This is a genomic window from Bacillus sp. D386 (assembly GCF_006346415.1).
The window spans coordinates 167341-194269 of sequence record NZ_VEMV01000006.1; the positions used below are offsets into that span (position 1 = coordinate 167341).

Annotated in this window: 26 protein-coding genes; 8 read left to right on the forward strand and 18 right to left on the reverse strand. The window is 38.3% G+C overall.

What is annotated here, in order from left to right; translation table 11 throughout:
• Window positions 1–54: 54 nt before the first annotated feature.
• Window positions 55–1119, reverse strand: a complete 1065-nt coding sequence (cax, locus tag FHY45_RS18115; RefSeq protein ID WP_139892730.1) for a calcium/proton exchanger — start codon at window positions 1117–1119, stop codon at window positions 55–57.
• 136 nt (window positions 1120–1255) lie between these two features.
• On the opposite strand from cax, the gene FHY45_RS18120 reads away from it, so the two are divergent.
• The gene (locus tag FHY45_RS18120) at window positions 1256–2434 is read left to right on the forward strand and encodes an MFS transporter (RefSeq protein ID WP_066108271.1); all 1179 of its coding nucleotides are present in this window, start codon (window positions 1256–1258) and stop codon (window positions 2432–2434) included.
• 356 nt (window positions 2435–2790) lie between these two features.
• Window positions 2791–4725, forward strand: coding sequence for a heavy metal translocating P-type ATPase (locus FHY45_RS18125; protein ID WP_066108274.1), 1935 nt, complete (start codon window positions 2791–2793; stop codon window positions 4723–4725).
• 190 nt (window positions 4726–4915) lie between these two features.
• On the opposite strand, the gene FHY45_RS18130 is transcribed toward FHY45_RS18125, so the two are convergent.
• Together FHY45_RS18130 and FHY45_RS18135 are read right to left on the reverse strand one after the other, a co-directional pair.
• Window positions 4916–5755 carry a YihY/virulence factor BrkB family protein gene (locus tag FHY45_RS18130; RefSeq protein WP_066108277.1) on the reverse strand — a complete coding sequence of 280 codons (840 nt, stop codon included), beginning with the start codon at window positions 5753–5755 and terminating at the stop codon, window positions 4916–4918.
• Window positions 5756–5787: 32 nt separating this feature from the next.
• The gene (locus FHY45_RS18135; RefSeq protein WP_139892731.1) at window positions 5788–6207 is read right to left on the reverse strand and encodes a YtxH domain-containing protein; all 420 of its coding nucleotides are present in this window, start codon (window positions 6205–6207) and stop codon (window positions 5788–5790) included.
• A gap of 201 nt (window positions 6208–6408) precedes the next feature.
• On the opposite strand from FHY45_RS18135, the gene FHY45_RS18140 reads away from it, so the two are divergent.
• Entirely contained in the window at window positions 6409–7764 is a 1356-nt protein-coding gene (locus FHY45_RS18140) for an alanine/glycine:cation symporter family protein (RefSeq protein ID WP_066108579.1), read from the forward strand.
• Window positions 7765–7817: 53 nt separating this feature from the next.
• The gene (locus FHY45_RS18145; RefSeq protein ID WP_066108582.1) at window positions 7818–8051 is read left to right on the forward strand and encodes a DUF1128 domain-containing protein; all 234 of its coding nucleotides are present in this window, start codon (window positions 7818–7820) and stop codon (window positions 8049–8051) included.
• Between the two features lie 46 nt (window positions 8052–8097).
• Here the strand turns inward: FHY45_RS18145 and FHY45_RS18150 are convergent, their stop codons facing one another.
• From FHY45_RS18150 to motA, 3 genes are all read right to left on the reverse strand, one after another.
• Entirely contained in the window at window positions 8098–8616 is a 519-nt protein-coding gene (locus FHY45_RS18150) for a type 1 glutamine amidotransferase domain-containing protein (protein WP_066108283.1), read from the reverse strand.
• A 271-nt stretch (window positions 8617–8887) separates the two neighbouring features.
• Complete coding sequence (motB, locus tag FHY45_RS18155; protein WP_139892732.1) at window positions 8888–9652, reverse strand: flagellar motor protein MotB; 765 nt, start codon at window positions 9650–9652, stop codon at window positions 8888–8890.
• Window positions 9621–10436 carry a flagellar motor stator protein MotA gene (gene motA, locus FHY45_RS18160; RefSeq protein ID WP_066108286.1) on the reverse strand — a complete coding sequence of 272 codons (816 nt, stop codon included), beginning with the start codon at window positions 10434–10436 and terminating at the stop codon, window positions 9621–9623. The genes motB and motA overlap by 32 nt, the downstream gene beginning before the upstream one ends.
• Before the next feature lie 427 nt (window positions 10437–10863).
• On the opposite strand from motA, the gene FHY45_RS18165 reads away from it, so the two are divergent.
• Complete coding sequence (locus FHY45_RS18165; RefSeq protein WP_066108289.1) at window positions 10864–11322, forward strand: C40 family peptidase; 459 nt, start codon at window positions 10864–10866, stop codon at window positions 11320–11322.
• Between the two features lie 187 nt (window positions 11323–11509).
• On the opposite strand, the gene FHY45_RS18170 is transcribed toward FHY45_RS18165, so the two are convergent.
• The 5 genes from FHY45_RS18170 to FHY45_RS18185 form a co-directional block, all read right to left on the reverse strand.
• Entirely contained in the window at window positions 11510–11755 is a 246-nt protein-coding gene (locus tag FHY45_RS18170; protein WP_066108292.1) for a DUF2164 domain-containing protein, read from the reverse strand.
• A gap of 144 nt (window positions 11756–11899) precedes the next feature.
• A complete protein-coding gene (pflA, locus tag FHY45_RS18175; RefSeq protein WP_066108295.1) occupies window positions 11900–12649 on the reverse strand; it encodes a pyruvate formate-lyase-activating protein in 750 nt (249 codons plus the stop codon).
• Between the two features lie 99 nt (window positions 12650–12748).
• Complete coding sequence (pflB, locus tag FHY45_RS18180; RefSeq protein WP_139892733.1) at window positions 12749–15007, reverse strand: formate C-acetyltransferase; 2259 nt, start codon at window positions 15005–15007, stop codon at window positions 12749–12751.
• A gap of 332 nt (window positions 15008–15339) precedes the next feature.
• Window positions 15340–15498 carry a hypothetical protein gene (locus FHY45_RS20680; protein WP_175354311.1) on the reverse strand — a complete coding sequence of 53 codons (159 nt, stop codon included), beginning with the start codon at window positions 15496–15498 and terminating at the stop codon, window positions 15340–15342.
• 91 nt (window positions 15499–15589) lie between these two features.
• Complete coding sequence (locus tag FHY45_RS18185) at window positions 15590–17230, reverse strand: M20/M25/M40 family metallo-hydrolase (RefSeq protein ID WP_066108300.1); 1641 nt, start codon at window positions 17228–17230, stop codon at window positions 15590–15592.
• 149 nt (window positions 17231–17379) lie between these two features.
• On the opposite strand from FHY45_RS18185, the gene menC reads away from it, so the two are divergent.
• Together menC and FHY45_RS18195 are read left to right on the forward strand one after the other, a co-directional pair.
• On the forward strand, window positions 17380–18504 hold the full coding sequence (gene menC / locus FHY45_RS18190; RefSeq protein WP_373925503.1) for an o-succinylbenzoate synthase: 1125 nt from the start codon (window positions 17380–17382) through the stop codon (window positions 18502–18504).
• 59 nt (window positions 18505–18563) lie between these two features.
• On the forward strand, window positions 18564–18779 hold the full coding sequence (locus FHY45_RS18195) for a hypothetical protein (RefSeq protein WP_066108303.1): 216 nt from the start codon (window positions 18564–18566) through the stop codon (window positions 18777–18779).
• Window positions 18780–19368: 589 nt separating this feature from the next.
• On the opposite strand, the gene FHY45_RS18200 is transcribed toward FHY45_RS18195, so the two are convergent.
• Window positions 19369–19944, reverse strand: a complete 576-nt coding sequence (locus tag FHY45_RS18200) for a beta-class carbonic anhydrase (protein WP_066108306.1) — start codon at window positions 19942–19944, stop codon at window positions 19369–19371.
• Window positions 19945–20112: 168 nt separating this feature from the next.
• Between FHY45_RS18200 and FHY45_RS18205 the strand changes: the two genes are divergently transcribed.
• Window positions 20113–21249 carry an amidohydrolase gene (locus FHY45_RS18205; RefSeq protein ID WP_066108308.1) on the forward strand — a complete coding sequence of 379 codons (1137 nt, stop codon included), beginning with the start codon at window positions 20113–20115 and terminating at the stop codon, window positions 21247–21249.
• A 28-nt stretch (window positions 21250–21277) separates the two neighbouring features.
• Here the strand turns inward: FHY45_RS18205 and megL are convergent, their stop codons facing one another.
• The 6 genes from megL to FHY45_RS18235 all read right to left on the reverse strand — a co-directional run bounded on the left by megL (window position 21278) and on the right by FHY45_RS18235 (window position 26892).
• Window positions 21278–22462, reverse strand: coding sequence for a methionine gamma-lyase (megL, locus tag FHY45_RS18210; protein WP_139892734.1), 1185 nt, complete (start codon window positions 22460–22462; stop codon window positions 21278–21280).
• Between the two features lie 253 nt (window positions 22463–22715).
• Entirely contained in the window at window positions 22716–23198 is a 483-nt protein-coding gene (ybaK, locus tag FHY45_RS18215) for a Cys-tRNA(Pro) deacylase (protein WP_139892735.1), read from the reverse strand.
• A gap of 14 nt (window positions 23199–23212) precedes the next feature.
• Complete coding sequence (locus FHY45_RS18220) at window positions 23213–24889, reverse strand: ABC1 kinase family protein (RefSeq protein ID WP_139892736.1); 1677 nt, start codon at window positions 24887–24889, stop codon at window positions 23213–23215.
• Between the two features lie 40 nt (window positions 24890–24929).
• The gene (locus FHY45_RS18225) at window positions 24930–25226 is read right to left on the reverse strand and encodes a phasin family protein (RefSeq protein ID WP_225983642.1); all 297 of its coding nucleotides are present in this window, start codon (window positions 25224–25226) and stop codon (window positions 24930–24932) included.
• A gap of 177 nt (window positions 25227–25403) precedes the next feature.
• A complete protein-coding gene (locus FHY45_RS18230) occupies window positions 25404–26396 on the reverse strand; it encodes a Gfo/Idh/MocA family protein (protein WP_066108319.1) in 993 nt (330 codons plus the stop codon).
• A gap of 265 nt (window positions 26397–26661) precedes the next feature.
• Complete coding sequence (locus FHY45_RS18235; RefSeq protein WP_066108321.1) at window positions 26662–26892, reverse strand: excisionase family DNA-binding protein; 231 nt, start codon at window positions 26890–26892, stop codon at window positions 26662–26664.
• Window positions 26893–26929: the final 37 nt, after the last annotated feature.

Sequence of the window (26929 nt, forward strand, 5' to 3'; positions counted from 1 at the left end):
AACATAAAAAAGACTCTGAATCCATAGTAGATCAGAGTCTTTTTTAATTTATTATTATAACAGAAAGAAACCTATCCCCATCACTAAATAAGCAGCAAGTAAGGTGAGTCCTTCAAACCAGTTTGTTTCCCCATCGTTCGTTATTACAATCATTAAAAAGACAGATAGCACCATCGCCACAAGTTCAGGCAATGTAAAGACAAGTGGCATTTGCGTTTCAAATAATAAAGATACCAGAACAAGTACCGGTGCTACAAACATGGCCACCTGTAAAGTAGAACCAACAGCAATTTCAACAGCAATGTCCATTTTATTTTTGTAAGCGAAAATAATGGCAGATGCATGCTCAGCTGCATTTCCGACAATTGCTACAATGATAACCCCGATAAATAATTCAGACCAGCCCAATTGATTCCCTACGTCTTCGAATGTATGTACCAATTTCTCAGATACATAGGCTACTGCCACTGTTGCCAAAGCTAGGACCATAATCGACCATTTTTTGCTCCACTCTGCTTCTTCAGTTTCTTCCTCTGCAAAAGACAAGTCTTCCTTACGTTGATAGACACCGCGATGGGTGACCAATTTAAAGAATAAAGCAGCCAAATATAAACAGATCAGGATAATGGATATGCCTGTACTCATGACCATTTGGTTACTTCTTTCCATCTCTCCGGCAAATACTTCAGGAATGATAAATGCAACTAATACACCGAATGTTAATAGCCCTGCATTGTGCCTGGCATCAAATACATTAAATTTTTGTCTTTTATACTTAATACCACCCAAGAAAAATGAAGCCCCACTAACTAATAATAAGTTACCGATGACACTTCCTGTTAAAGAAGCCAATACAATTCCCACCAGTCCCGCTTTAAGAGAAAAAATGGAGATGATCAGCTCAACAGCATTTCCAAATGTTGCATTTAGCAATCCTCCAATCCTCGGTCCGGATATGATTGCTAAGCTTTCTGTCGCCCTCCCCATAAAACTTGCCAGAGCAATAATCGTTAAACAATAAACAGCAAACATGAGCAGACTTGGCCAATGTAAAATGGAGCCGGCTATGGATACCGGTAGGCCAATCATTAGCATTGCAGAAAATATTTTTTGTCCCATCCCTTGAATTCCTTCTTTCTAATCTAAAATATATTCATTTATTCCCGAATTACCTTTAGATTAGTCTTCAAAATCTCCTTGCTAAAGTTTGTGAACAACTCTAATATTGATTCAGATAGATATAGGAGAGATAATTATGAACTATCAAAAAATTAGATTTTCTGCACTTATTATTCTAGTTGCTGTGTCAGGTTTCTCACAGGGAATGCTGTTACCCTTAATTGCCATTATTTTTGAACAGGATGGAGTAAGCTCCGGTCTAAACGGATTAAATGCTACAGGACTATATCTGGGAATACTATTAATCTCACCTTTCATGGAAATTCCTCTGCGAAAATTTGGTTATAAACCCCTGATTTTTTTCGGCGGACTGTCGGTGATTATTGCGTTTCTGTTATTTCCGATCCTAGATTCTTTCTGGTTTTGGTTCATTCTCCGTATGATTATCGGAATTGGAGATCATACCTTACATTTCACAACCCAAACCTGGATAACCGCTTTTACGCCAGTAAACAAGAGAGGCAGAAATATATCCATTTATGGCTTATCCTTCGGCATAGGTTTCGCAGTTGGGCCATTACTGACTAATTTAATTGAAGTTAATCGGGCATTACCCTTTATCGTTGCATCAGCAATCAGTCTTATTGCTTGGTTGACCGTCTTTTTATTAAAAAATGAATTTCCAGATGAAGATTTGGAAACAACCAATGTTTTCGGTACCTTACATCGTTTCAAAAAAGTTGCCAAGTATGCATGGGTTGCGTTCTTGCCTCCTTTTGGTTATGGATTTTTGGAAGCATCCCTAAATGGAAATTTCCCTATCTATGCTTTACGAATTAATATGGATGTTCAACAAGTCTCCATCATCTTGCCTGCTTTTGCAGCAGGCAGCATTATTACCCAGATCCCATTAGGAATTTTAAGTGATTCCTTAGGGAGGAAACGCGTTCTTCAATATGTTCTTTTTAGCGGTTTTGCCATCTTTTTAACAGCTGCCTTAATTGAACAAACCGTTACAGGTTTATTTATCTGTTTCTTTATTGCAGGTATGCTTGTCGGCTCCACCTTCTCTTTAGGAATCAGTTATATGACCGATCTATTGCCTACACAACTGCTTCCTGCCGGCAATATTATTTGTGGAATAGTCTTTAGCCTTGGAAGCATCTCTGGGCCATTTTTTGGCGGCTTGGCCATTCAATATCTGCCTAATGGGAATTTCCTTCTTGTAATCAGTGTTATCCTGTTACTGATTTTCATCGCTCTTAGCAGATTTAAAAGAAATCCAATTAATGACCAGATTCAAACCTCTGTGTAAGCAGAGGTTTTTTCATTCGACTTTATTACTGTAATTGTTGCTGTATTTATTCATCCACTCAATTTTATCTCATATTCACCTTCACGCATCTTCAGTTAAAATTTCCCCTATCCACAAATAAGCAAGGTAGAAAATTGCTATTTTTTCTTTTCCAAATAAATTCACTTAACTTCTTTAGCGACTCATGTTATACTAATATGTAGATAATAATTATTATAAATAAGAAAGAAAAATGTTGCTGTCACAGTATTTGTGGCAGCATCCGCTATTTTATAAGCCTAATGATTTTGAACATCATTCTCAATTAGAAAAGAAAAACAACGAGATCTATTCTCAATTACAAGGAGGTTATTCACATGGAAACAGCACTAAATAAATCAAGCTTGAAAAATTCACCTAGCCAATATAATAGATGGAAAGAATTCACCTCTAAACTTACGTCCAATTGGGAGCTCTTGGCTGCCGGTTTAAGCGGAATTCTGATTTTATGCGGCTGGCTATTATCAACAAAGGATTTGAATGCCTCATCTGCCTTCGTCTATATACTGGCATATGTAATTGGGGGTTATGCCAAGGCTAAAGAAGGCATCACTCAGACGATTGAAGAGAGAAAACTGAACGTAGAGCTTTTGATGATTCTGGCAGCGATTGGGTCAGCCATTATCGGATATTGGACTGAGGGAGCAATCCTGATTTTTATTTTCTCTTTGAGCGGTGCACTTGAAACGTATACGATGAATAAAAGTCACAAAGAAATTTCTTCATTAATGGATTTGCAGCCTGAACAGGCTTTGAGAATAGTCGATAACACTGAAGAAATAGTACCGGTTTCTTCCCTGCAAGTTGGAGATTTGATTTTAATTAAGCCTGGGGAACGCATCCCCTCAGATGGAGAAATCTTATTTGGAGAGACTGCTGTTGATGAAGCTGCAATTACCGGAGAATCGATTCCCGTCAGCAAATATATTCAAGACGAGGTATTTGCAGGGACGGTTAATGGACATGGAACCATAAAAGTTAAGGTTACAAAACCTAACAGTGAAACTTTATTCCAAAAAATTATCACACTTGTTCAAAATGCGCAAAGTGAAAAATCTCCTTCTCAATTATTTATTGAAAGATTTGAGGATACGTATGTAAAAGTTGTTCTTGTTGTCGTTGGAATTATGTTGTTTCTCCCACATTTTGTTCTGGGTTGGTCCTGGACAGAGACCTTCTACCGGGCAATGGTTTTGTTAGTGGTAGCTTCTCCATGTGCATTAGTTGCTTCTATCATGCCGGCTACTTTATCCGCGATTTCGAATGGCGCTAAAAGTGGGATTTTATTCAAAGGCGGTATCCATCTAGAAAACCTAGGCAATGTAAAGGCCATTGCTTTCGATAAAACAGGGACACTAACTCAGGGGAAACCCGTTGTGACGGATATTTTAATCCGCGATGACATCGATCAAAAAGAATTTTTATTAAGTGTAGCTTCCATTGAACAGAATTCGAATCATCCGCTGGGACAATCCATTGTTAAGCATGTTGAACAGCTTTATTCACAGACCATGCCGCGCGTAGAATCTGAAGAAATATCCGGATTTGGTGTTCAAGGACATGCAAATGGGCACTATTGGAAGATTGGGAAGAAGGATTTTGTAGGCGAAGAAGCCGCCATGTCATTTAAAAATGGAGCGGCACTTGAATTAATGTCTGAAGGGAAAACATTGTCCTATGTAAAAGATGAGAAAGGTATTGCAGGAATAATTGCATTAAAAGATATCATTCGTAAAGAGACTGCCGATGCTCTCGAAGCATTGAAGGAACTGGATGTATATACATGCATGCTGACTGGAGATAACGAGCACACTGCCAAGGTAATCGCCAAAGAAAGCCATTTATCTGGGTTTGTTGCTGGATGTTTACCTGAACAAAAGGTAGAAGAAGTTAAAAAACTTAGAGAGAAATATACTACCGTTGCCATGGTTGGGGATGGCATTAATGATGCGCCTGCGTTAGCTACTGCTTCTGTCGGAATTGCCATGGGTGAAGGATCTGATGTGGCTCTTGATACAGCTGATATTGTTCTCATGAAAAACGACTTACCAAAAATAGCAGAAGCCATTCAATTATCCAAACGAATGAACCGAATCATTCGCCAAAATGTTATCTTTTCAATTTCCGTCATTATGATTTTAGTTGTATCAAACTTTTTTCAGGCTCTCGACCTACCATTCGGTGTAATCGGCCATGAAGGCAGCACCATATTAGTCATCCTAAACAGTCTCCGTTTATTAAAATCTAAATAGAATACAAATAGAGGCTATCCTGTAAGTCTGTTAATGACTTTCCGGACGGCCTCTATTTTCTTTATTCATGGGAAGTTAATCTGAAACACATCAAATCTTCCTAAAACTACGGTGGCTGTTCATTTAATAATCAATCACCGTTCGTCCGCACATTAGTTCTGAACCATTATAATTTGAATCCACGCTCTACTTATTTAATCGTCCAGTGCCTCTTATTTCTGGACAATACTGCATTAATTTCTCCGCCTACAATAATGACAAGACCTGATATATATAACCAAAGCATTAAAACAATCAAGCCTCCGAGACTGCCATATGTGGAAGAATAGTTACCAAATGTACTCACGTAAACTGAAAATGCCCACGATGATAGCGCCCATCCGACACTCGCGAAGATTGCCCCTGGTAAAACGTCTCTACATTTCATTTTAAGGTTGGGCCCAATCCAATACAAAATTAAAAATACAAAGGTAATGACAGCAATAGAAATCACCCAGCGCAGTAAATCATAAACAAAGGAAGGCTCGTATCCTAGGAAATCAAATACAATATTGAGAATATATTTCCCAAACACTGGCAATAGCAAAGAAACCACTACAACCAGGATTAATCCAATGGTTAAAATCAAAGCTAATCCTCTTGTTTTAATAAATGATCTGGTTTCCTCAACATCATATGCATGATTAAGAGCCTTTATAATGGCATTGGTCCCGTTGGATGCTGACCACATCGTTGCCAAGATACCAAAAGATAACAAGCCGCCGTTTTGGTTAGCCATGACATCCTTTAAACTCGATTCTAATAAATTTGCCGATTCTGCAGGAGCATACGTATGCAAAAGCTCCATCAAATCCGCTTGGGAAACCTGCAAAAAAGGCAATAACGTGATAACAAATATTAAGAGCGGAAAAATTGAAAGTAAGAAGTAATAGGCTAATTGCGCTGCCAAGCCTGTTACTTCATCACCTTGAATTTTATCGTATAAATGTTTAAATACGCTTTTATTTACATACTTCTTCCTACCTTCCATTCCAGTACCACCTCTATTCAGCTTGTTTGACTTTATTTGCGCGTAGAAGTGGTACTTATATCATCAGATACAGAGGAAGTATTACTGTTCTCTGTCGTAGAAGCCGAACCATCAGAAGATTTTTTGTCTACCATTACTTCTTTTGTTTCCTTAATAACCCCTGCTACTTGCGGTGGCATTTCTTTCATTTCATCTACCTTTTCAGATATAAAAGATACATCCTGACCAATTTGATCTATGTTTGTACGAATTTTACCAGACATCTCCTTCACATTTTCCACTATAGAATTCGGATCTTTAGCCATCGATTTAACATTCGTTATCATTTTTTGGCCGCCTGTCATTACTGTTTTGCGAGTGTTCTTATCCAATAGGCTGATTGCAAAACCTGCTGCTGCTCCACCTAAAATTCCTAACCATAGCTTATTGCTCTTTTGACTGCTTCTACTCATTATTTATCCCTCCCGAATTAATTTTACTTGCTTATTCTTATATTTATTGATTTACCTATAATAGCGGAATTCTAAACATAAAATGGCAATTAAGTATTTTTTATCTTGACGCAAAATTGTTTCAAGAATATTCTTAATATTAACAACATACAGATAGGGTGAATTTACTTGATTGACTTTTTGAATAAGTTTTCAAAAGATTTGACTGTACTTTTAGAAACAATAAGTAATTTTCTTTGGGGGCCACCCCTCTTAATTTTAATTGTTGGTACAGGTATTTATTTAACATTTCGAATTGGATTTTTACAAATTAAATTATTGCCTTATTCATTAAAATTGGCCTTCACTAAAAGCCAGGATAAAAAATCGGACGGAGATATTTCCCATTTCCAGGCTTTAATGACTGCTCTTGCAGCAACAGTCGGAACTGGGAATATTGTTGGAGTGGCTACAGCAGTCGTCAGCGGTGGACCAGGGGCCGTCTTCTGGATGTGGGTTGCTGCCTTTTTTGGTATGGCGACGAAATACGGAGAAGCAGTACTTGCGGTTAAATACAGAATCGTAAATGCTAATGGTGAAATGTCAGGTGGACCTATGTATTATTTAGAAAAAGGGCTGAGAATGAAATGGCTTGGCGTCGCCTTTGCGATTTTCGGTGCGATTGCAGCTTTTGGAATCGGTAATATGGTCCAAGCTAATTCAGTAGCCAACACGATTCATGATACTTTCTCCATCCCAACCTGGGTAACCGGGATTGTCCTGACTATTTTTGCCGCTCTTGTGTTAGTCGGAGGCATTAAAAGCATCGGTAAAGTCACCTCCTATTTTGTACCGGTTATGGCCGCCTTTTATTTAATTTGTGGAATCTTAATTCTTATCTTAAATGCTGAACTCGTTCCAAATGCAATTAAACTGATTTTCACAGATGCCTTCACTGGACAGGCAGTAGCTGGCGGTGCAATCGGTACTGTAATCCGTTGGGGTGTGGCTAGAGGTGTCTTTTCGAATGAAGCTGGTTTAGGGTCAGCTCCGATTGCGGCAGCTGCGGCTAAAACGGATTTTCCTGCCCGACAAGCACTTGTATCAATGACGCAAGTATTTATTGATACAATCATTATTTGCTCAATAACAGGAATTTCACTTGTAATGGCAGACCAATATCATAGTGGATTAGAAGGAGCAGAACTGACATCCGTCTCCTTTGATTTATTATTAGGTCCTGTTGGTTCCTACATCGTTTCAATCGGGTTAATTTTCTTTGCTGCCTCCACAATTATTGGTTGGGCTTATTATGGTGAGAAATGCTATTCCTACTTATTTGGAGATAGGACCGTGATTAGCTATCGAATCGTTTTTGTTTTAGCTGTTTTTATTGGCTGCGTAAGCTCCCTTGATCTTGTTTGGAGCTTTGCTGATATTATGAATGCTTTAATGGCAATTCCTAACTTGATTGGCCTCCTCGGACTTTCAGCTGTGATTATAGCTGAAACAAAAATCATTATCAGAATTATTAATAGTGAAAAACAAAATAAGCAGAGAAAGACATTTGAAACTTGAATTTGACAGATAGCGAATTCCATGGAATGATATTTCTATCTAGTGCGGAAGGGATGAATGAAGTGGCAGATTTATCGGTTAAATCCACTGAGAATATTAAAATTATGATTAATGGCATCCAAGAAAAATTACAAATGATCAACAGTTCAGCTATGCGTGCAGACAGCTTTAATGATAGCTCCTATGAGGATTTACTGGAGATATATGAAATGGTCATGTCCAAGGACCGCTTCAGCCCTAGTGAAATGCAAGCAATTGTCGAAGAGATTGGCAAATTGAGAAAGTAAATAGGCAATAAAAGCTCCTCTGTTCATTGAACAGAGGAGCTTCATTTTATTTGGACAGCAATGCAAGGGATTCTCTGTTGAAAGCTGGGATATCATCAGGCTGTCTGCTTGTTACTAATTGTTCTCCACATACAAATACCTCTTCATCATGATAAGTGGCACCTGCATTCTCGAGATCAACTTTAATTGATTTGTAACCTGTTGAATCTCTTCCTTCCAGCGCTTTTGCAGTAATCAACAATTGCGGACCATGGCAAATTGCGAATACTGGTTTCTTTGCGTCCATGAATTCCTTGGCAAAAGAAACAAAACGATCGTCTCCTCTTAAAATGTCAGGAGAGAATCCACCCGGAATAAATAAAGCATCAAACTCATTCGCTTTTACCTCATCAATGCCCTTTTGAATTTCCACCGTTTCTTTTCCTTGCTTACCTTCAACATTTTGTCCACTTTCAAAGCCGATGGTTACTACTTCATGACCAGCTTCCTTATAAGCCTTAGCAGGGTCTGTATATTCTACATCTTCAAACATATCCGTTATGACACATGCAATTCTTTTACTCATACTATCAATCTCCTTTTTTGAAAAATAATAGTTACAGTTTCATCTTTCCCTCGGCAAAATTTTCATAAACATTCTCTTTTATCTAATCAAGGAATATAAAAACAGTGTGAATGATATTCACACTGCCTAAGTCATTCGCTTAGAGATTTCCACATTTCCCTAATAAACTTCACCGTTTTACAATGTCTTCAAAATCTTTGAACTAATCCTCATCCTACCTAACAATCAGATACCCCCTCTAAATTCATTAACCAACCTAATGGATAATCCACTACTCACCAATTAATGTTTTACGGGGCATGATGAGGATTTCTACGCGTCTATTTTTCTCCCGCCCACTGTCAGTGGTATTAGGCGATACTGGTTTAAATTCTCCAAAGCCTTTTGCACTAAACCATTCCGGTTTTAATTTTTTATTATCTTGAAGAAGCTTCATAAAGTTAACAGCTCTCATAACGCTTAATTCCCAATTTGACTCAAACTCTGCATTACGAATCGGAACATTATCCGTATGTCCGCTAATGATAATATTTCTGGGAGGTTCCATTACAAGCAGTTCAGATATTTCCTTGGCAATTATTTCATCTCTCTCTCTGACCATTGCGATCCCCGAATCAAACAATACATTATCACGAATGGTTAACAGCAACCCTTCCTCTGTCAGAGATGTCTCTAAATTGGATTTTAAATGACTGTCATTAATATAAGTATCTATTTTTTCTTGGACTACCTTTAATTCTTCCAATTCAGGGCTGGCTTCCTCTGTTCCTTCTTCTTCCCCATCAAATTTCTCTGGGTCTGTTTCTGCCATCATCCCTTCAGGCATCGGGCTCGGATGCTCAAAAACACCTGTTCCTCCATCTAATGCTTTATTAAAGGCTCGTGATAGTTCAGAGAACTTTTGGGCATCTACAGAACTCATAGCAAATAAGACAATAAATAACGCTAATAATAAGGTTAATAAGTCACTATATGGGAGCAGCCAGGATTCGGACATATGCTCCTCATGCTGAGATTTCTTTTTTCGCCTGGACATTGTTTCTCATCTCGCCTTCCAACCACTTCTTCCTTTCCGCAGCAGGTAAATAAGAAGATAGTTTTTGCTCTATTGTCCTTGGTGCTTCACCTTCTAATATAGATAGAATACCTTCTACCATCATCTCTTTAATACGTACTTCCTGTTTAGATTTTCTCTTTAATTTATTCGCAAACGGGTGCCACAATAAATATCCCGTAAAGATTCCCATCAATGTAGCAACAAATGCTGCACTTATGGCATGGCCCAGTATCTCTGTATCACTCATATTGCCCAAGGCTGCAATTAATCCTACTACTGCACCTAATACCCCGAGGGTCGGAGCATAGGTACCAGCCTGTGTGAAAATCTGAGCCCCAACAGCATGCCTTTCCTCCATGGCATCTATTTCTTCTGAAAGGATGTCGCGAATATAATCTGCACTTTGTCCTTCAACCGCCAAATTCAAGCCGTTCCTTAAAAACGGATCTTCAACTGATTCTGAAATTTTTTCTAGCGCAAGCAAACCTTCTTTACGAGCTGTTTGTGCCCAATCGCAAAATGTATGAATTAATTCTTCCGTTGAGACCATTGCTTTTTCTGAAAAAATGATGACAAATAGCTTAGGAAGCTTAATCAATTCATTAACTGGAAAAGCAACTAATATAGCTGCAGCCGTTCCTAAGAAAATGATTAATATAGCAGCTGGATTGACGAGAACTGCGATATCAACACCTTTAAGCACCATTCCAACACCTACTGAAACGATGGCCAACATAATCCCTATGATTGAAGACTTGTCCATATAATTCACCCGTTTTCTACTATTCTTTTATCTCTTCTAGTATCGACATTTCAATAAATTCCTTAACACTAATAAGCTTTTAAAAAGATATGAGAATCAATTTTAGGTAAAAAGACATAAAAAAAAGTGATGAAAACATCACTTTTTTTAATCGATTAAGAGTTGAATCAACAATTACAGATACCTTGCAATAGCAATTCTGAGGAGAATGACTTAACTTTATCCCCTCTATCATTTAATCTTCCATGAATATAATATGGGGTTTTTTAACAAATATGTCGAAGTAACCAAATTTCTGTAATATTTTTGTAAATTAAATTCAATAATGCTGTAACCATAGAAACTAGTATTTTAGTTATAGTAAAAAAGTAGAGAAAAAGGCGGTAAGATTTAACAATGCTGCCAAAAAAACATTTCGGGGGTCACTATGAAAAAAATAATTATTGCTCTTGCTATTTTTCTGTCATCCACGCTTGTGCCATTTGGACCATTTGAATCTAAAGCCTCAGCCGCTATTTCGACAAGTAAAGCTAACAAAGTTGTTTCAACCGGGAAAAAATATGTAGGAACGCCTTATCGATACGGCGGAACAACACCTAAAGGATTTGACTGTTCTGGTTTTGTGGGGTATACCTACAAAAAAGCGGCAGGAAAGAAACTTCCAAGGACCTCAACCAGTATGTATAAACAGGGGAAAAAGATCGCTAAATCTAAGTTAAAAAAAGGTGATTTAGTTTTCTTTAATACTTCTGGAAAAGGAGTTTCCCATGTAGCAATCTATATTGGCAGCAACAAAGTCATTCACTCTGTATCTAAAGGTGTAAAAATAGATTCATTAAGCTCTTCATATTGGAAGAAGCGTTATGTAGGTGCTAAAAGAATATAAACTCTATTTTCCAGGCGGACATCCTTCGCCTTTTTATTTTGCCTTTTTTTTACCCACTTGTAAAAAGTGTAGACCTTTTCATCGAGTATAGCTTGCATACTGTCTTAACCAGTCAGCATCTCACTTGATGGTATTTCACTATAGACTCTGATCTCTCCTTTTCTTTTCAGGAAGGTTTTTAAAGCATCTATTTTTTTATTGGTCGCATTAATGCGTATAAGTCTTCTTCCAAGCGTGCAGCATATGCTTCAGCATGTTTCCCTGCATCCTTCACTCCAGCATTGTAAAAATGAGGTCCTAACGTTTCTGTGAAAAACTCCAAAATATTCTCAGCAGCCAGTTCTCCAATCTCTTCATCACGCTCTTTTTGAAAATATTGTTGAATTTGACCAATTATCCATCTTTTATCTTCTGCTTTCCAATTGATTAGCAATTGTACCCCTCCTTTGAAATTTACTTTATCTTTCATTTATAACAAAAAAATAGTAGGATATAAACCTCATGTGGTTTCTCCTACTATTTTTTTAAGCGTAACACCTATTGTTTGGGCCTTTAATTATTTAATTTCATGCTCTTTTCAAGCTGGCTTTTTCATATACTTGGTTAGCATTTTGTAGGCATGCTCTACTTGTTCATCACTAGGAGATTGGATTCCCGCCAGTGGATATTTGTAGCCAAGTGTTTCCCATTTATAAACACCTAATTGATGATATGGTAAGATTTCTACCTTTTCAATATTATTAAGTGTACCTAAGAATTGACCCATTCTTTCCAAGTATTCATCCTGGTCATTAACCGTTGGAACTAGTACGTGTCTAATCCAAACCGGTTGTCCTTTGTCAGAAAGATAACGGGCGCAATCCAAAATATGTTCATTCGGTTTACCAGTTAGCTTAATATGGCGTTTGCTATCTATGTGTTTAATATCCAGTAGGATTAAGTCTGTATATTCAAGCAGTTCATCGAATTGCTCTAAAAATTCTGGTGATCTCGAAAAACAGCCAGCTGAGGAATCAATGGTCGTGTGAATTCCTCTTTCCTTACATAATTTAAACAGTTCTATAATAAAAGGAATTTGCAATAGCGGTTCTCCGCCGCTGACGGTAACTCCCCCGCCTGATGCATCCATGAATGGTTTATATAATTCAATATCTTTAACGATTTCTTCAGGACTCATTTGCTTGCCTGTTCCAATTGACCACGTATCGGCATTATGGCAATATTGGCAGCGCAACAAACACCCTTGCGTAAAGACAATGTAGCGGATCCCCGGGCCATCTACTGTGCCGCATGTTTCAACGGAATGTATATTTCCATATGTTGTCATGAGATCCCATCCTTTCTTTTCTAAAAATATCCAAGTAGAAGTTAAAAGTTAGTCTCCCTGCTAATACAGGGAGACCTCCTAGTAACAAGTACTTCTATATTACATAGTTTCGTGGAACGTACGATTGATAACGTCAATTTGTTGCTCACGAGTCAACTTGATGAAGTTAACAGCGTATCCAGATACACGGATTGTTAATTGTGGATACTCTTCTGGATGTTCCATAGCAGCTAGCAATGTGTCACGATTGAATACGTTGATATTCAAGTGGTGACCTTCCTTGGAAGCATAACCATCCAAGATTGCAGCAAGGTTCGCTTCACGTTGCTCTTCTTCACGTCCAAGTGCTTTTGGCACCATAGAGAATGTGTTAGAAATACCGTCTAAAGAGCAATCGTATGGAAGCTTAGATACAGAAGATAGAGAAGCTAGAGCACCTTTTGTATCACGTCCGTGCATTGGGTTCGCACCTGGTGCGAATGGTTCGCCAGCGCGACGTCCATCTGGAGTGTTACCAGTTTTCTTACCATATACTACGTTAGAAGTAATTGTAAGAATGGATTGTGTGTGCACAGAGCTACGGTATGTTTTATGCTTTTTCAATTTAGTCATAAAGTTACGAACAAGCTCAACAGCCATGCTATCTACGCGATCATCATTGTTTCCGTATTTAGGGAAATCACCGATGATTTCAAAGTCAACTGCTACACCATTTTCATCACGGATTGGTTTAACTTGTGCATATTTAATCGCACTTAATGCGTCGGCTACTACAGACAATCCAGCAATTCCCGCTGCCATTGTGCGAAGGATTTCAACATCATGTAATGCCATTTCAATACGCTCATAGCTATACTTGTCGTGCATGTAGTGGATTACATTCAATGTATTGATGTATAGCTCTGCAAGCCATTCCATTGTGCTATCGAAGTTAGCCATAACTTCATCATAATCTAACACGTCAGAAGTAATTGCTTTGAAGTTCGGTCCAACTTGAATTTTAAGTTTTTCATCCACCCCACCGTTGATTGCATAAAGCAATGCTTTTGCAAGGTTTGCACGTGCTCCGAAGAATTGCATTTGTTTACCGATACGCATTGCGGATACACAGCAAGCAATACCGTAGTCATCGCCGTATTCTCTGATCATGATGTCATCGTTTTCGTACTGAATCGCACTTGTTTGGATAGACATTTTTGCACAGAAACGTTTGAACCCTTCTGGGAACTTCGTAGACCATAATACAGTCAAGTTTGGTTCTGGAGCTGGTCCAAGGTTTGTTAATGTATGCAAGAAACGGAAAGAGTTTTTCGTTACAAGTGTTCTTCCGTCTAATGCCATACCACCGATTGATTCTGTTACCCAAGTAGGGTCTCCACTGAACAATTGGTTGTAATCAGGTGTACGAGCAAATTTTACAAGACGAAGCTTCATAACAAAGTGATCGATGATCTCTTGTGCTTCTTGTTCAGTTAATGTGCCTTCACGAAGGTCACGTTCGATATAAATATCAAGGAAGGAAGATGTACGTCCTAGTGACATCGCTGCACCGTTTTGTTCTTTAATTGCAGCAAGGTAAGCAAAGTATAACCATTGTACTGCTTCTTTTGCATTTGTAGCTGGTTTAGAGATATCATAACCATAAATCTCAGCTAATTGTTTTAATTCACCTAAAGCACGGATTTGCTCGCTTAATTCTTCACGTTGACGAATAACTTCTTCGGACATTGTTCTTAATCCGTAGTTTTTCAAATCTTTCTTACGTTCAGCGATCAAGAAGTCTACACCGTATAATGCTACACGACGGTAGTCACCGATGATGCGTCCGCGTCCGTATGCATCTGGAAGACCAGTGATGATACCAGCCTTACGAGCAAGCTTCATTTCATCCGTATAAGCATCGAATACACCTTGGTTATGTGTTTTGCGGTAATCAGTGAAGATTTTTTGCACTTCTTCATCTACTGTGAATCCGTAAGATTCAGCTGCAGCTACCGCCATACGGATACCACCGAATGGTTGAAGAGAACGTTTGAATGGTTTATCTGTTTGGAAACCAACAATTGTTTCAAGTTCTTTATTTAAATATCCAGGACCATGTGATGTAATAGTAGAAACAATTTTAGAATCAAGATCAAGGACGCCGCCTGCTTCACGTTCTTGTTTAGTAAGTTCCATTACTTGCTTCCATAATTCTTTTGTAGCTTCTGTTGGGCCTTCTAAGAATTCATCGTTTCCTGTGTATGGAGTGATGTTTTTCATAATGAAGTCACGTGTGTTAACTTCATTCTGCCAATCTCCTCCAGCAAAGCCTCTCCATGCATCTTTTTTAGTTACATTATCCATAACCATTGCCATTTTATTTTACCTCCTAATATTACGTTCAGGAATATTATTTCAAATTTCTAGATGTTCAGCTTTTTTAAATTATATAACAGCTTTCTATACTCTTATAATACACATTATATGTGAAAAAGTGAACATGTAAATTATGACAATCTGGTGAAATCGAAAACAACGTTGTTAAATCAATCTTTTCTTTCTATTTTCGAATAATTCTAATATCAGGAACCCTTGACAGTAAATAAAACTGTTATAGTAAAATCCACTCTGAAAGCTAAACTGTACTATAAAAGGCATCTGTTCTTAAATACAGATGCCTTTATAGATACCATTATATAACAATTCTGTCATTTATGCACGTCTGATCTATTTTTAAAGGCTTCCTTCGTCACAATATATTGTTCGTGGTTTGTATGTTGTTCCTGATTTCCACCCGTTTCAGCATGGTGAGGAAAATTCCCAGGATGACTTTTACGTTTATGATTAAAACCTTTACCTCTCGCCATAATCCTACCTCCTTCCCTTATTATCATTTTCTACAGAAAGGCGAGAATTATGGCAGGTAAGTTGAGGCAATATAGTACAAAAAGAACATCATTATTGGCAGCCATAGACCACTTGTTTAAGCAATTTGGGAACAACCTCAGTGGAAAATGGAATATGCAGCCTTTCTGTACGTTTGTGTGCGTCCTTACCATATGGACCGATATTTACGGCTGGTATATCCAATTCCCCAATAATAGAAAGCGGAAGATTATACCCCTTCCCGTATAGAGGCATTTCATTTTCTAACACCGGCATCACTAAATCACGATCACGTAAACGGCAATAGCTTACATCGGAAAGCCCTGGAAAATAAGACATGATCTTTATTTCTTCATTAAATTTCTCTTTAGCGATCCTAACGCAGTGCTCTACTATACCTTTTGCTTTCTGATCCCTTTCATCATCTTCCAAATAAACGTGTGGATAATAAGGTGGAGCGAGCATGATCATATAAAAAGGGGCCTCTGATTTGAAAAACGCTGCCACTACATCTGCAATTTCAGCTGTTAATTTGGCCATATTCATGCCTGCGTCCTGTTCGAGCAATGCAATCTTTGCGTTTATTTCTTTCATAAACATATGGCCATATTCTCTACAGCCTTTATCAAATAACTCTTGATAAGTATATACACTGGGCTTAAGGTTAGGTTTTCTTGAACCATGTCTTCCATACCCAAGTAAATCATAAATATTTGATAACCGTCCTTCTATATACCTGCTGCTTTCTTCGCCAATATCTTTCAGCTTGTTTATGACTTCTTCCGGATTTTGCTTTAGCGTAAGGATATTAGCTAGTACATATGCTGCAGTTGGCGTTTGGACATTATATGCTTCTTTTAGATCCATTAATTTTAAGATCGTAGGCAGAGGATTCTGTTCCCCGCGTTCTTGTTCTAAAAAGGCTAAGGATAACTCCAGTCTTTCCGCTATCACACCTGCCATCCAGGCGGCATTCATGCCCTCAAGCGGTTCGCCCACATGTGTTTCAGTTCCTACACAAAAAATTAAGGGCAATAACTTACCCACAGATCCTGTATAAAAATATTTTGTACGGTCTCCTGGATATGCACCAAAACTCGGCTCCGAGCAAATGGCCACTTCCAAATCCAGTTGATATTGGTCCTTGAGTCCCTTAATCAACTCAACTCCCGCAAACATTCCGGCCGAATATCTCTCTTCATCCGGTGTAGCTAAAAATAATAGGTTATGTTTCAAATTGCCATGTTCGGCAGCTTCTGATAGTAAAGCCATCTGAATAGCAAGTCCGGCTTTCATATCCATAATTCCTCTTCCAAAGATCCACTCTCCAGACTTCAAATCCTGCTCGGCATCAACTGAAAGGTTTTCCTCTGCCATTGCACTTGTACATTCCAATGGTGAAAAAGCGAGCGGTGCAAGGCGTCCGTAATCTTCAACCCCAACTACATCATAATGGCTTAAAAGTATAATTGTTTTTTTACTCGTTTTACTACCTTGATAAAACGCAGCAACTGCTTTTCGATTTAATAGATCTCCTGTAATTTCTTTTCTGTATATTTGATCGGGGTAATTTTGAAAATAAGGCATTTCCTTAAGGATCGCAGAAATTTCGTCCTCCATACGCAACTCACCTCTTGTTCCCGTTACACTTGGCACTTTTACAAGGCGGTATAATAACTCCAAAATCCCTTCCTTTGTATTCCAATGACCCATACCTTATCCCCCCCACTTTTTCTATCTTTTTCTAAAATTATAGCAGTATTTGGTCGAATATTCAGTTAAATATTAATAGTATAGCTCTCTATTTTGCCGTTGCTAATTAGATATGTTACGGTATTCTTACAATTAAAGGAGCGGTTACAATGGATATTTCTATCAATATTAAAGAGATTACTCTCCACTATATTTCAATGGAACTAAAGAATTCCTTTACTACTAGCTTTGGAAGCTTGAAGGATAGAGAAATGATTATTATTGAAATGGTTGATTGCGACGGTATGGTTGGGTGGGGTGAATGTGTTGCCTTCCGAGAACCTTGGTATACGGAGGAAACACTCCAAACTGCTGCACATATTATGAAAGATTTTTTAATCCCCAAACTCATCCAGCAGCCAATCTATCATCCGGATGAACTTCAGCATCTTTTTTCTCCCGTTCGCAAAAATCCAATGGCTAAATCGGCTCTCGAAGGCGCAATTTGGGATTTATATGCGAAGAAAAATAATAAATCCTTATCGAGAGCTTTAGGTGGAACTAAAAATGAGATTGAAACAGGAGTTAGTATTGGACTGCAGACCTCAGATGAACATTTATTTCGCCTGATTGATCATAGCCTTGAGCAGGGATATAAGAGAATTAAGCTTAAAATCAAACCCGGTCAGGACATCTCTCTTATTCGGACAGTTCGTAGGAGATACCCACACTTACCCATTATGGCTGATGCAAATTCAGCCTATTGTTTAGCAGATATGGACCTCCTAAAAGCGCTGGATGAATTTGATTTAATGATGATTGAACAGCCGCTTCGTTTTGACGATTTTTATGAGCATGCCATTCTTCAGCAACATATCACAACACCGGTATGCCTGGATGAAAGCATTCAATCATTCGAGAACGCCAAACAAGCAATTGCTCTGGGTAGCTGCAAAGTGATTAATTTGAAAATTGGACGAGTCGGCGGTTTATCAGAAGCCATTAAAATTCTTCATCTTTGTGAAGCCAATAATATTTCCGTTTGGTGCGGCGGTATGCTTGAATCTGGAATTAGCCGAGCCCATACGATTGCACTGGCTTCCATGCCACAGGTTAATCTGCCTGGTGACATTTCGAGCTCCAGCCATTATTGGGAGCAAGATATCACGTCCCCTAGCGTGATTGTCGAGAACGGTGTCATTCAAGTTCCTGAACAAGCCGGAATGGGTTTTGAAGTTAATCGAAAATGGCTAGCCCATTACTCAACTCACAAAGAGTCCTTCACTTCCAAATAATGTGTATTCTTATTCTATAGGGGTATAGAATAAGAAACGAACAATGGGAGTGAATACACATGACAAAGGAAAAACCATTATCGAAGAAAAAAATGGACAATCCTGAAAACTCAATGACTGACAAAGAGCATATGCTCGATAGATTTGAAGATGAACAGCATGTAGACACCATTCCTATCGAAGATTTACGAGAAGAAAATCTTGAAGAAAAAGATAAGACTGCTACGAAGAGCACTTCTTCCAGCGAAAAGAAATACGAGCCCGAAAAACAGTAAGCATGGAGCCAGTTTATCTGGCTCTTATTTATTTCGCCTTTCCAAAAATCCCCTAGCTAATATCCCTCTGAAAACACCGTAATTAAATTCAAAAATATTCCTCAAAAAGTCATCCAAGACCCTCTATATTTCTTATACAAGGGGGGGGTTCTAAGTAGGCCAATAAAGTTCAAAACATACTCAATCCGCTTACAGCCAAATCTCAAAGGATTGCAACAGAGATTATCCGAATATCCAGCTTTACACAGGAAAGTTCTGCATCCTCACAGGAGATTCTCGCTAATATCAAAGAGCAAAACCAGCTAATAACCGGTATTTCTCATAGCTTTAATGAACTTGATAATCTAGTTGAAAAACTGGATGGATTAGTGCAGATTTAAATAAAAAACCCGCTATTCATGTTTACGCAGCACCTATTCGATGCGGATTCATGATTGACGAGTTTTTAAATTACATATTAATGTAACTCGTCGTATTTAGTCCCTATCGTTAAAGGACTTCAACAAATGTCTAATACTAACTATTCTTTAATATGTCGCAGTCCCTTTAATCAAAAAATGACGTGTCCCCACGTCATTCATTAATAAACTTATTCCGATTTCACTTTTTCATATCCATTGACGACAACAGATAATTCCCCGGTCGATGGATGAATAACCATTCCCGTTACTGGTATATATGCAGGCATTAACGGATGATTCTTAACCAGATTAACACTTTCCGTTACGCTTTCATGGACATTAGAGAAGCCCTTAACCCACTGCTTCACATCTATTCCTACATGCTCCAAAGTAGAAAAGGTCTCATTAGGTACTCCATTATCAGTCATTTGTCCAATCAATTGATTTGGATCCATGGCAGCCATACCGCAATCCTCATGGCCTACAATAAATACTTCTCTTGCTCCCAATGCATGAATTGCCACAATGATGGAACGCATCACACCGCCAAATGGATGATTTACGATTGCCCCGGCAGTCTTTATAATTTTGACATCTCCGTTAGCAATATTCATGGCCTTTGGTAACAACTCAACCAGCCTGGTGTCCATACAGCTTACTATCACCATTTTTTTATCGGGAAATTTAGTGGTCTCATATGGCAAGTATTCTTCCTTGTTTACAAATTCACGATTATAAGCAAGAATTTCATCTAATGTATTCATTTATTTCTCCCCTTCATACAGCCTTAAATCCATTGTACCTAAGTATTTATAATAGTTGAAATAATATACAATTTCATCCGAAGGAAACTTTCAACAAAAGATGCGTACACTATCATAACAGGTTACTAAACAGTATTGCCGGACAACTAATGAAAGGATCCATATACTTTGAAGACAAAACTTAGGCAACTTGAACCCTATATACATTCCATTTTTGAATATTTACACTCACATCCTGAGATAAGCTGGAAAGAGCATGAAACTGCAGCCTTTATTGAAAAGCGATTAATCGAAGAAGGGGTTAAGTGTAACGCTTTCCCCTCATTTCCCGGTTTAGCTGCTGAAATAGGCTCCGGCAAGCCAGTCATTGCTTTACGAGCGGATATGGATGCCCTTTGGCAGGAATGTGATGGAACCTTTAGAGCTAATCATTCATGCGGACATGATGCGCACATGTCAATCGTTTTGGGTGTAGCCTTGATGCTCAAAGAATTGACTGAGACTGAAAAAGAAAAAGGAACAGTTCGATTTATCTTTCAGCCGGCAGAAGAAACGGGTGAAGGTGCCAAGGCTGTAACGAATCTTGGAATTGTAGATGACGTTGATTATTTATACGGTCTCCATCTTCGTCCAATAGAAGAGCTGCCTCTTGGCATGGCAGCTCCTGCGATCAATCATGGGGCAACCTACCATCTTTCAGGAAAAATCATTGGAGAAGATGCACATGGAGCGCGGCCTCACTTAGGGACAAGTTCAATAGATGTCCTAATTATGATGCATCAGCTGCTTCAACAAATTAAACTGTCGCCGATGAAACCACATTCCATCAAAATCACCAGATTCGAAACAGGTAATGAAAATTTAAATGTTATACCAGGTACTGCTTTGTTTGGAATTGATGCCAGGGCTCAATCAAATGAAGACCTGAACATCATTAAAGAGCAAATAAAGCAAACCTTTGCTCAATTAGAATCAATCTTCCGCATTCATATCCAACTAGAACCATATCCAGATACACCGGCTTCCATCATCTCCGCCAAGGCGGCTCAGTTTATGGAAAAAGCTATTTTGGATACAATGGGGCATAAAGCATTAAGCCCTACAGTGTTAACTCCCGGAAGTGACGATTTTCACTTTTATACGAAACTTCGCCCTTCCATAAAAGCAACCATGCTGGCACTTGGTGCTGATTTAACTCCCGGACTTCATCACCCAAATATGACATTTGATCGTTCCTGTATAATAGAAGGCATCGAAATCCTAACAAGAGCTATTCTCCATACGTTAAAGGCTGAATCTCTATAATATAGATTCAGCCCCTTTATAGTTATACCTAATCATTTCCCAGCGCTTGTTTTATATCCCCCCATAGATCTTGCCAGTTTTCCAATCCAACGGATACACGCAGCAATTGGTCTGTAACACCCATTTCCAATCGTTCAGATTCCGGAATAATAGCATGAGTCATTGAAGCCGGGTGACAAATCAATGTTTCAACATCACCTAAGCTGACTGCAATTTTAATAAGCTTCATCCTGTTAAGGAAGGCTTGTGCATCCTCTTTACTGCCTTTTATTTCGAAAGCGATAATCCCTCCTGGCTGACGCATTTGTTTCATAGCTGCCTCATATCCAACGTTTTGCTTATCTCCAGGATAATAAATCCGCTCAACTTTTGGATGTTCTTTAAGCTTCTCATAAATTTTTTGAGCATTTTCGCTATGACGGTCCATCCGAATTGGCAAGGTTTTGATTCCCCTTAACAATAGCCATGCATCAAAAGGCGCCATAATTCCCCCGACGTCCTTTAACATTGTTTTTCTAACTCGTGATATGAATTCATGGGAACCCGCAGCCAAGCCCGCTACAACATCCCCATGTCCGCAAATATATTTTGTTGCACTGTGTACAACTATGTCACATCCCAGCTGAAGGGGCTGTTGCAAGTATGGCGAAGGAAATGTATTGTCCACAATGACGGGGATCCCATTTCTTTTAGCCACCCGTGCCACCATTTCCAAGTCAATGACTCTCATAGTTGGGTTTATTGGCGTTTCAACAAATATACACGTTGTTTCAGGTTTAATTAACTCCTGTATTTGTTCCTCTGTTTCCATCGGACTAAAGTCATGATGGATGTTATACTTCTCTTTCATCATGACTAATAAATCGAATGTACAACCATAAATACCGAGTGAGCATAGAATATGGTCATTTGCCTTGGTAAGTTCCATTAAAACAGCTGATACAGCAGCCATACCAGACCCAAATGCAATTCCTTCCTCAGCTCCTTCCAATACTGCTATCTTCTCTTCTAATGAGCGTACGGTTGGATTGCCTAATCTCGAATAGATAAATCCATTATCTGTACCGGCAAATCGCTGTTCCCCCTGTTCAGCAGATTCAAATGTAAAGGTGGAAGTTTGATAGATTGGCATAGAAAGGCTTCCTTGATGTTCGTTTGATTCATATCCGGCATGGATAGCTGCAGTTTCAAAGTGGGTATATTTCTTATTCATATAGCTCCCCCTATTTCAAATGTAAAAAATTTCAATCCCCACTTTATCATATGGCATTCACCCAAAAATTGTAAACAGTCTTATCCAGATATTTTAAAACCCGACTTTCATTACATACAAACTACTGACCCAACATTAAATAGAACTCATCACTTCATACAGAGAAAAATAAGGACCCAATACTTATTAAATCCGGTGTATCTGTTTACTAATCTCCCTAAATTACAAGAAAAAAAGGCCCTAATCAGACCTTTCACCCATGTATAACGTCAGCAAAATCGCCATCTACTACTGATGTAAGTAAATCAGCAACCTTTACTTTCATTTGCACTCCTATTTTTCCTGCACTGACTATAATTTTTTCCTGAATTTCAGCTGATACATCTATGTATGTTTTATACTGCTTTTTCATCCCAACCGGTGAACAGCCACCGCGGATATACCCCGTATATTTTTGTATGTCTTTCATAGGCAGCATTTCAACTTTCTTTTCACCAGAAACTTTAGCTGCTTTTTTCAAATCTAGCTCTGAATCTACAGGAATCACAAATACATAAACAGAGCCAGTCCCTGAAATGGTAACGAGAGTCTTATAGACAAGACGATAATTCTGGCCTATCTTCTCTGCAACGGAAATACCATCAATTTTCCCATCGCGATTTTCGTATTGAAATATTTCATACTCAATTTCTTTTTGATCTAAAAGGCGCAGTGCATTCGTCTTCACATTTCCCACTTAAAAACTTCCTCTCAAAATCTGCCCGATTTAAAAATTGAATACAGTAAATACAGTACCATTAAGGTTGCGATAATCGATCCAATTTCAATAATAGGCACTTGCCATAATATAGAACCGCTCCCTCTAGATGATGATCCTATAATCAAGCCTGCCATAATAATACTAAAGGACAAGAGAATAATCGCATAGGAAAGCTGGTTCCCGACCTTATCCATTTTACCAAGGAACACATCTAGTTGCGGCACTTCTATTTGTACACGAAATTTACCTTCTTTCAGCTTCTTCATCAATTCATTTATATTGCGAGGCATTTCGTCCAGGATATCCGAGTATTCCACTACTTTGTTCCACAAGGAATCCGCCAGGTTTTTAGGCTTCAGTCTTTCTTTAATCAACTTCTCCCCAAACGGCTCAATTACATCAATAATATTGAATTCCGGATTCAATGTTTCTACAACACCTTCCACTGCAAGGAAGGTTTTACCCAGCATAGTCAAATCAGATGGGATACGGATATGATGTAAGTAGGTTAATGTAAAGAAGTCATTCACTGCTTCACTCATATTTAAAGTATTTAAAGGATGACCATAATACTTATCGATAATTTCTTCTACATCAGATCGCAGTTTATCATAATTGATATCATCAGGTGTGAAGCCCAGCTTCAGGATTGCACGCATGACACTATCCGTATTACCTCGTTTTAAGGCAATAATCAATGTTGCAAATGCATACTTTATCCGTGTATCCAGGTGTCCAATATTACCGAAATCAATCAAAACAATTCGATTTCCAGGTTGAATCAGGACATTGCCTGGATGTGGATCTGCATGAAACAGACCGTTGATTAAGATTTGATTCATCATCGCATCCGTAAAGCGCTCACTGATTAGTTGCCTGTCAAACCCAAGTTCATCTAGCATTTCGATTTCATTTATTTTAATACCTTCTACATATTCCATCGTTAATACTCGCTTAGTAGAGTAGTCCCAATAAATAGATGGTATCTTAATTATGTCATTATCGATAAATTGATTAGCTATTTTTTCGGAATTTCTTCCCTCAATTCCATAATCCAGTTCCTGATGTAAGGATTGAGAAAATTCATCCACTATATCACTTATGCCATAATCTCTAGCCCAGCTGAATCGCTTTTCTGCCAATCTAGCAATATTATGCAAGATTTCTAGATCTGTCTCAATATTACCCTGGATATTAGGGCGTTGCACCTTTACAGCGACCTCTTCCCCTGTATGAAGAACAGCCTTATGTACTTGACCAATAGAAGCCGCAGCCAATGCTTCTTCTGTAAAGTCGGAAAACAGTTCATCAATTGTTGCTTCCAGATTCGATTCGATAATCTTTTTGACTTCTTCAGGGGAGAAGGCAGGCACATGATTCTGCAGCTTTTCCAATTCCAAAATAACGGAAGGAGGAACGATATCAGGTCTTGTACTCAGCATCTGCCCAAGCTTTACAAAAGTCGGGCCCAATTCCTCAAGAATGGCACGAATCCGCTCGGCAGCCGGCCGATTTTTAACCTCCTTGCCTTCAAACGTCCACTGCCCTCCAAACGGTAGCATATCGGATAATCCCAGTTCTTTGGCAATGGATCCAAATCCATTATGAATCATTGCACGGATGATATCCTGGTACCGATTAAAGTGACGTATTCTCTTTTCAAGCATCTGCTTCCCCCCTAACCTGCTCATTCATAAACTTGTGTTGTTATTGATTTTTCTCCTCTAACAAAGCAATTCGATTTTCCAATCGTGCAATGTCTTCTTTTGTGGCAAGATCCATTTCTGCCAGACGTTGCTTAACCTTTAAATTAATTTGTTGTTCAAATTCTGTCCGGGCTTCATTACCCTTTTTCACTAGATCTTCCACCATTGATTTAGATTCTGCCTGAGTTACTTCACCCTTTTTCACCAATTCATCCACTAATTTTTCAATTTGTTCCTTGCTTGTTACAGCTGCTCCAATTCCCATAGAAAACGTTTTGTTTATAATGTCCCTAATCATGCTCACTTCTCCTCCTTGAACTTATGATTAATAGAATAAAGCAAAGTTTTTCCCACTATTACCTTTCCACCCCTTAATTAAAACAAACCTATAAATTGTGTATTTTTTTTGAATTAATAAACATCTCTGCTTATAAAAAATAGAAGACCGCCCTGCCGGCAGCCTTCTATTAAAAAATTATTCAGATTCTCTTTCTGTACTAAATACAATTCCACTTTCTTTTCGGGAGTACTCTGTAATTTCCAGTACCCCTCTACTAATCTCAATTAGCTTTTGATAATCTGGCTGTTTATCATGGTTGATAATATCGATAAAGGTATCAATTTCATACACCATATCATTCTCTTTTTGAGGAATTGAAAAGGGTTCGCACACTTTTGTTTCTCTATCAATATACTCAAGCTTTTGAATGGTTCCTGATCCAGGAAAGATAATATTCCCCGTCTCCCCATGAATTTCATTTGACCCATAGGAATTAACTATTTTCGAGCAAACAATTGTACATACAAAATCAGAATACTTGAGGATTAGTGTTCCTCCTCCATCAACGCCACTATCAAGCATAACTGGAGTATAGCTGGTCGAGATAGGTTTTCCGAAAAGGGCGAAGGCCATGGCAAGAGGATAAACACCTAGGTCCACCAAAGCACCACCTGAATAATCAGCTGAGAAAATATTAGGAATCTCCCCCTCCAGTAGTTGATCATATCTGGAAGAGTATTTCATATATTGTAAGTTTATATTACGAATTCTCCCCACTCGTCTAATATTATCCTGCAGTAACTTGAAGTTGGGTGTATGAAGGGTTCTGATGGCTTCAAAAAGATAGACGTTATTCCTTTTAGCGATTTGATATGCCTGATCCAGCTCTGCCACATTAGAGAATAACGGTTTTTCACATATGACATGTTTCCCGTTTTCTAACATTAAAACCGCTTGTTCAAAATGACATGAGTTCGGAGAAGCGATATAGACAATATCGATTTCCTTACATTTAGCTAGTTCCTCCAGCTGATTAAAAACAAGATCGACCTCATGCTTATTCGCAAAACGAGATGCCTTATCCAAATTTCTTGAATAAATCGCCTTTAGATAAAGACCATCGCTTTCTAAAACTGCATCTATAAATTGTTCTGTAATGCTACTAGTACCAATTGTTGCTAGATTCATAAGTAACCTCTCCCTCGCCTACCAAAATAAAAATCATAATTTCAAAAGTGCCATTATATTCTTACTAGTACCCCAATAAAGGAGCATGCTTACCTATAATAAGAATTTTTTATAATTACGAACGCTACATAAATCATATCAAAAAATGACTGCAGACATTACAATTAGATGCAAAGATTGGTTGTTACTAACTGTTTAATTGGCAATGAAGATGGGATAAGGATTTAAGCAAAAAAAAGAAGGCAAAATTTGCCCTCCTGTTTTATTAATCCTCATCTTTTGCATCCCAATCTTCAGGAATCGGTTCAGTTAACCATTCCTGGAAAAGCTTTTTATATTCCTGCAGCTGCTCTTGATAATTGGAGAATTGATCATTGTTAATCAAATACTGCTCCCCGTCAAATATAGCCCGGATTTTCTTTTGCTTGATAAGAGTTTCAAGATAGGATTCCGGCAATGATAAGTATTCTGCTGTTTCTTTCACGGAAAGGTACACCAATCATCCCCCTCTTCTCCCGAAAATATTGTTTATT

What these genes read in the sequence shown, in the direction of transcription:
- FHY45_RS18135 (WP_139892731.1), bottom strand. Translation starts at nt 6,207, where the DNA reads ATGAGTAGAAGCAGTCAAAAGAGCAATAAGCTATGGTTAGGAATTTTA.
- FHY45_RS18185 (WP_066108300.1), bottom strand. Translation starts at nt 17,230, where the DNA reads ATGGGTCATTGGAATACAAAGGAAGGGATTTTGGAGTTATTATACCGC.
- FHY45_RS18195 (WP_066108303.1), top strand. Translation starts at nt 18,564, where the DNA reads ATGACAAAGGAAAAACCATTATCGAAGAAAAAAATGGACAATCCTGAA.
- menC (WP_373925503.1), top strand. Translation starts at nt 17,380, where the DNA reads ATGGATATTTCTATCAATATTAAAGAGATTACTCTCCACTATATTTCA.
- FHY45_RS18230 (WP_066108319.1), bottom strand. Translation starts at nt 26,396, where the DNA reads ATGAATCTAGCAACAATTGGTACTAGTAGCATTACAGAACAATTTATA.
- FHY45_RS18130 (WP_066108277.1), bottom strand. Translation starts at nt 5,755, where the DNA reads ATGGAAGGTAGGAAGAAGTATGTAAATAAAAGCGTATTTAAACATTTA.
- FHY45_RS20680 (WP_175354311.1), bottom strand. Translation starts at nt 15,498, where the DNA reads ATGGCGAGAGGTAAAGGTTTTAATCATAAACGTAAAAGTCATCCTGGG.
- FHY45_RS18165 (WP_066108289.1), top strand. Translation starts at nt 10,864, where the DNA reads ATGAAAAAAATAATTATTGCTCTTGCTATTTTTCTGTCATCCACGCTT.
- FHY45_RS18120 (WP_066108271.1), top strand. Translation starts at nt 1,256, where the DNA reads ATGAACTATCAAAAAATTAGATTTTCTGCACTTATTATTCTAGTTGCT.
- cax (WP_139892730.1), bottom strand. Translation starts at nt 1,119, where the DNA reads ATGGGACAAAAAATATTTTCTGCAATGCTAATGATTGGCCTACCGGTA.
- FHY45_RS18145 (WP_066108582.1), top strand. Translation starts at nt 7,818, where the DNA reads ATGAATGAAGTGGCAGATTTATCGGTTAAATCCACTGAGAATATTAAA.
- pflB (WP_139892733.1), bottom strand. Translation starts at nt 15,007, where the DNA reads ATGGCAATGGTTATGGATAATGTAACTAAAAAAGATGCATGGAGAGGC.
- FHY45_RS18150 (WP_066108283.1), bottom strand. Translation starts at nt 8,616, where the DNA reads ATGAGTAAAAGAATTGCATGTGTCATAACGGATATGTTTGAAGATGTA.
- motB (WP_139892732.1), bottom strand. Translation starts at nt 9,652, where the DNA reads ATGTCCAGGCGAAAAAAGAAATCTCAGCATGAGGAGCATATGTCCGAA.
- megL (WP_139892734.1), bottom strand. Translation starts at nt 22,462, where the DNA reads ATGAATAAGAAATATACCCACTTTGAAACTGCAGCTATCCATGCCGGA.
- pflA (WP_066108295.1), bottom strand. Translation starts at nt 12,649, where the DNA reads ATGACAACATATGGAAATATACATTCCGTTGAAACATGCGGCACAGTA.
- FHY45_RS18125 (WP_066108274.1), top strand. Translation starts at nt 2,791, where the DNA reads ATGGAAACAGCACTAAATAAATCAAGCTTGAAAAATTCACCTAGCCAA.
- FHY45_RS18200 (WP_066108306.1), bottom strand. Translation starts at nt 19,944, where the DNA reads ATGAATACATTAGATGAAATTCTTGCTTATAATCGTGAATTTGTAAAC.
- motA (WP_066108286.1), bottom strand. Translation starts at nt 10,436, where the DNA reads ATGGACAAGTCTTCAATCATAGGGATTATGTTGGCCATCGTTTCAGTA.
- FHY45_RS18225 (WP_225983642.1), bottom strand. Translation starts at nt 25,226, where the DNA reads ATGATTAGGGACATTATAAACAAAACGTTTTCTATGGGAATTGGAGCA.
- FHY45_RS18220 (WP_139892736.1), bottom strand. Translation starts at nt 24,889, where the DNA reads ATGCTTGAAAAGAGAATACGTCACTTTAATCGGTACCAGGATATCATC.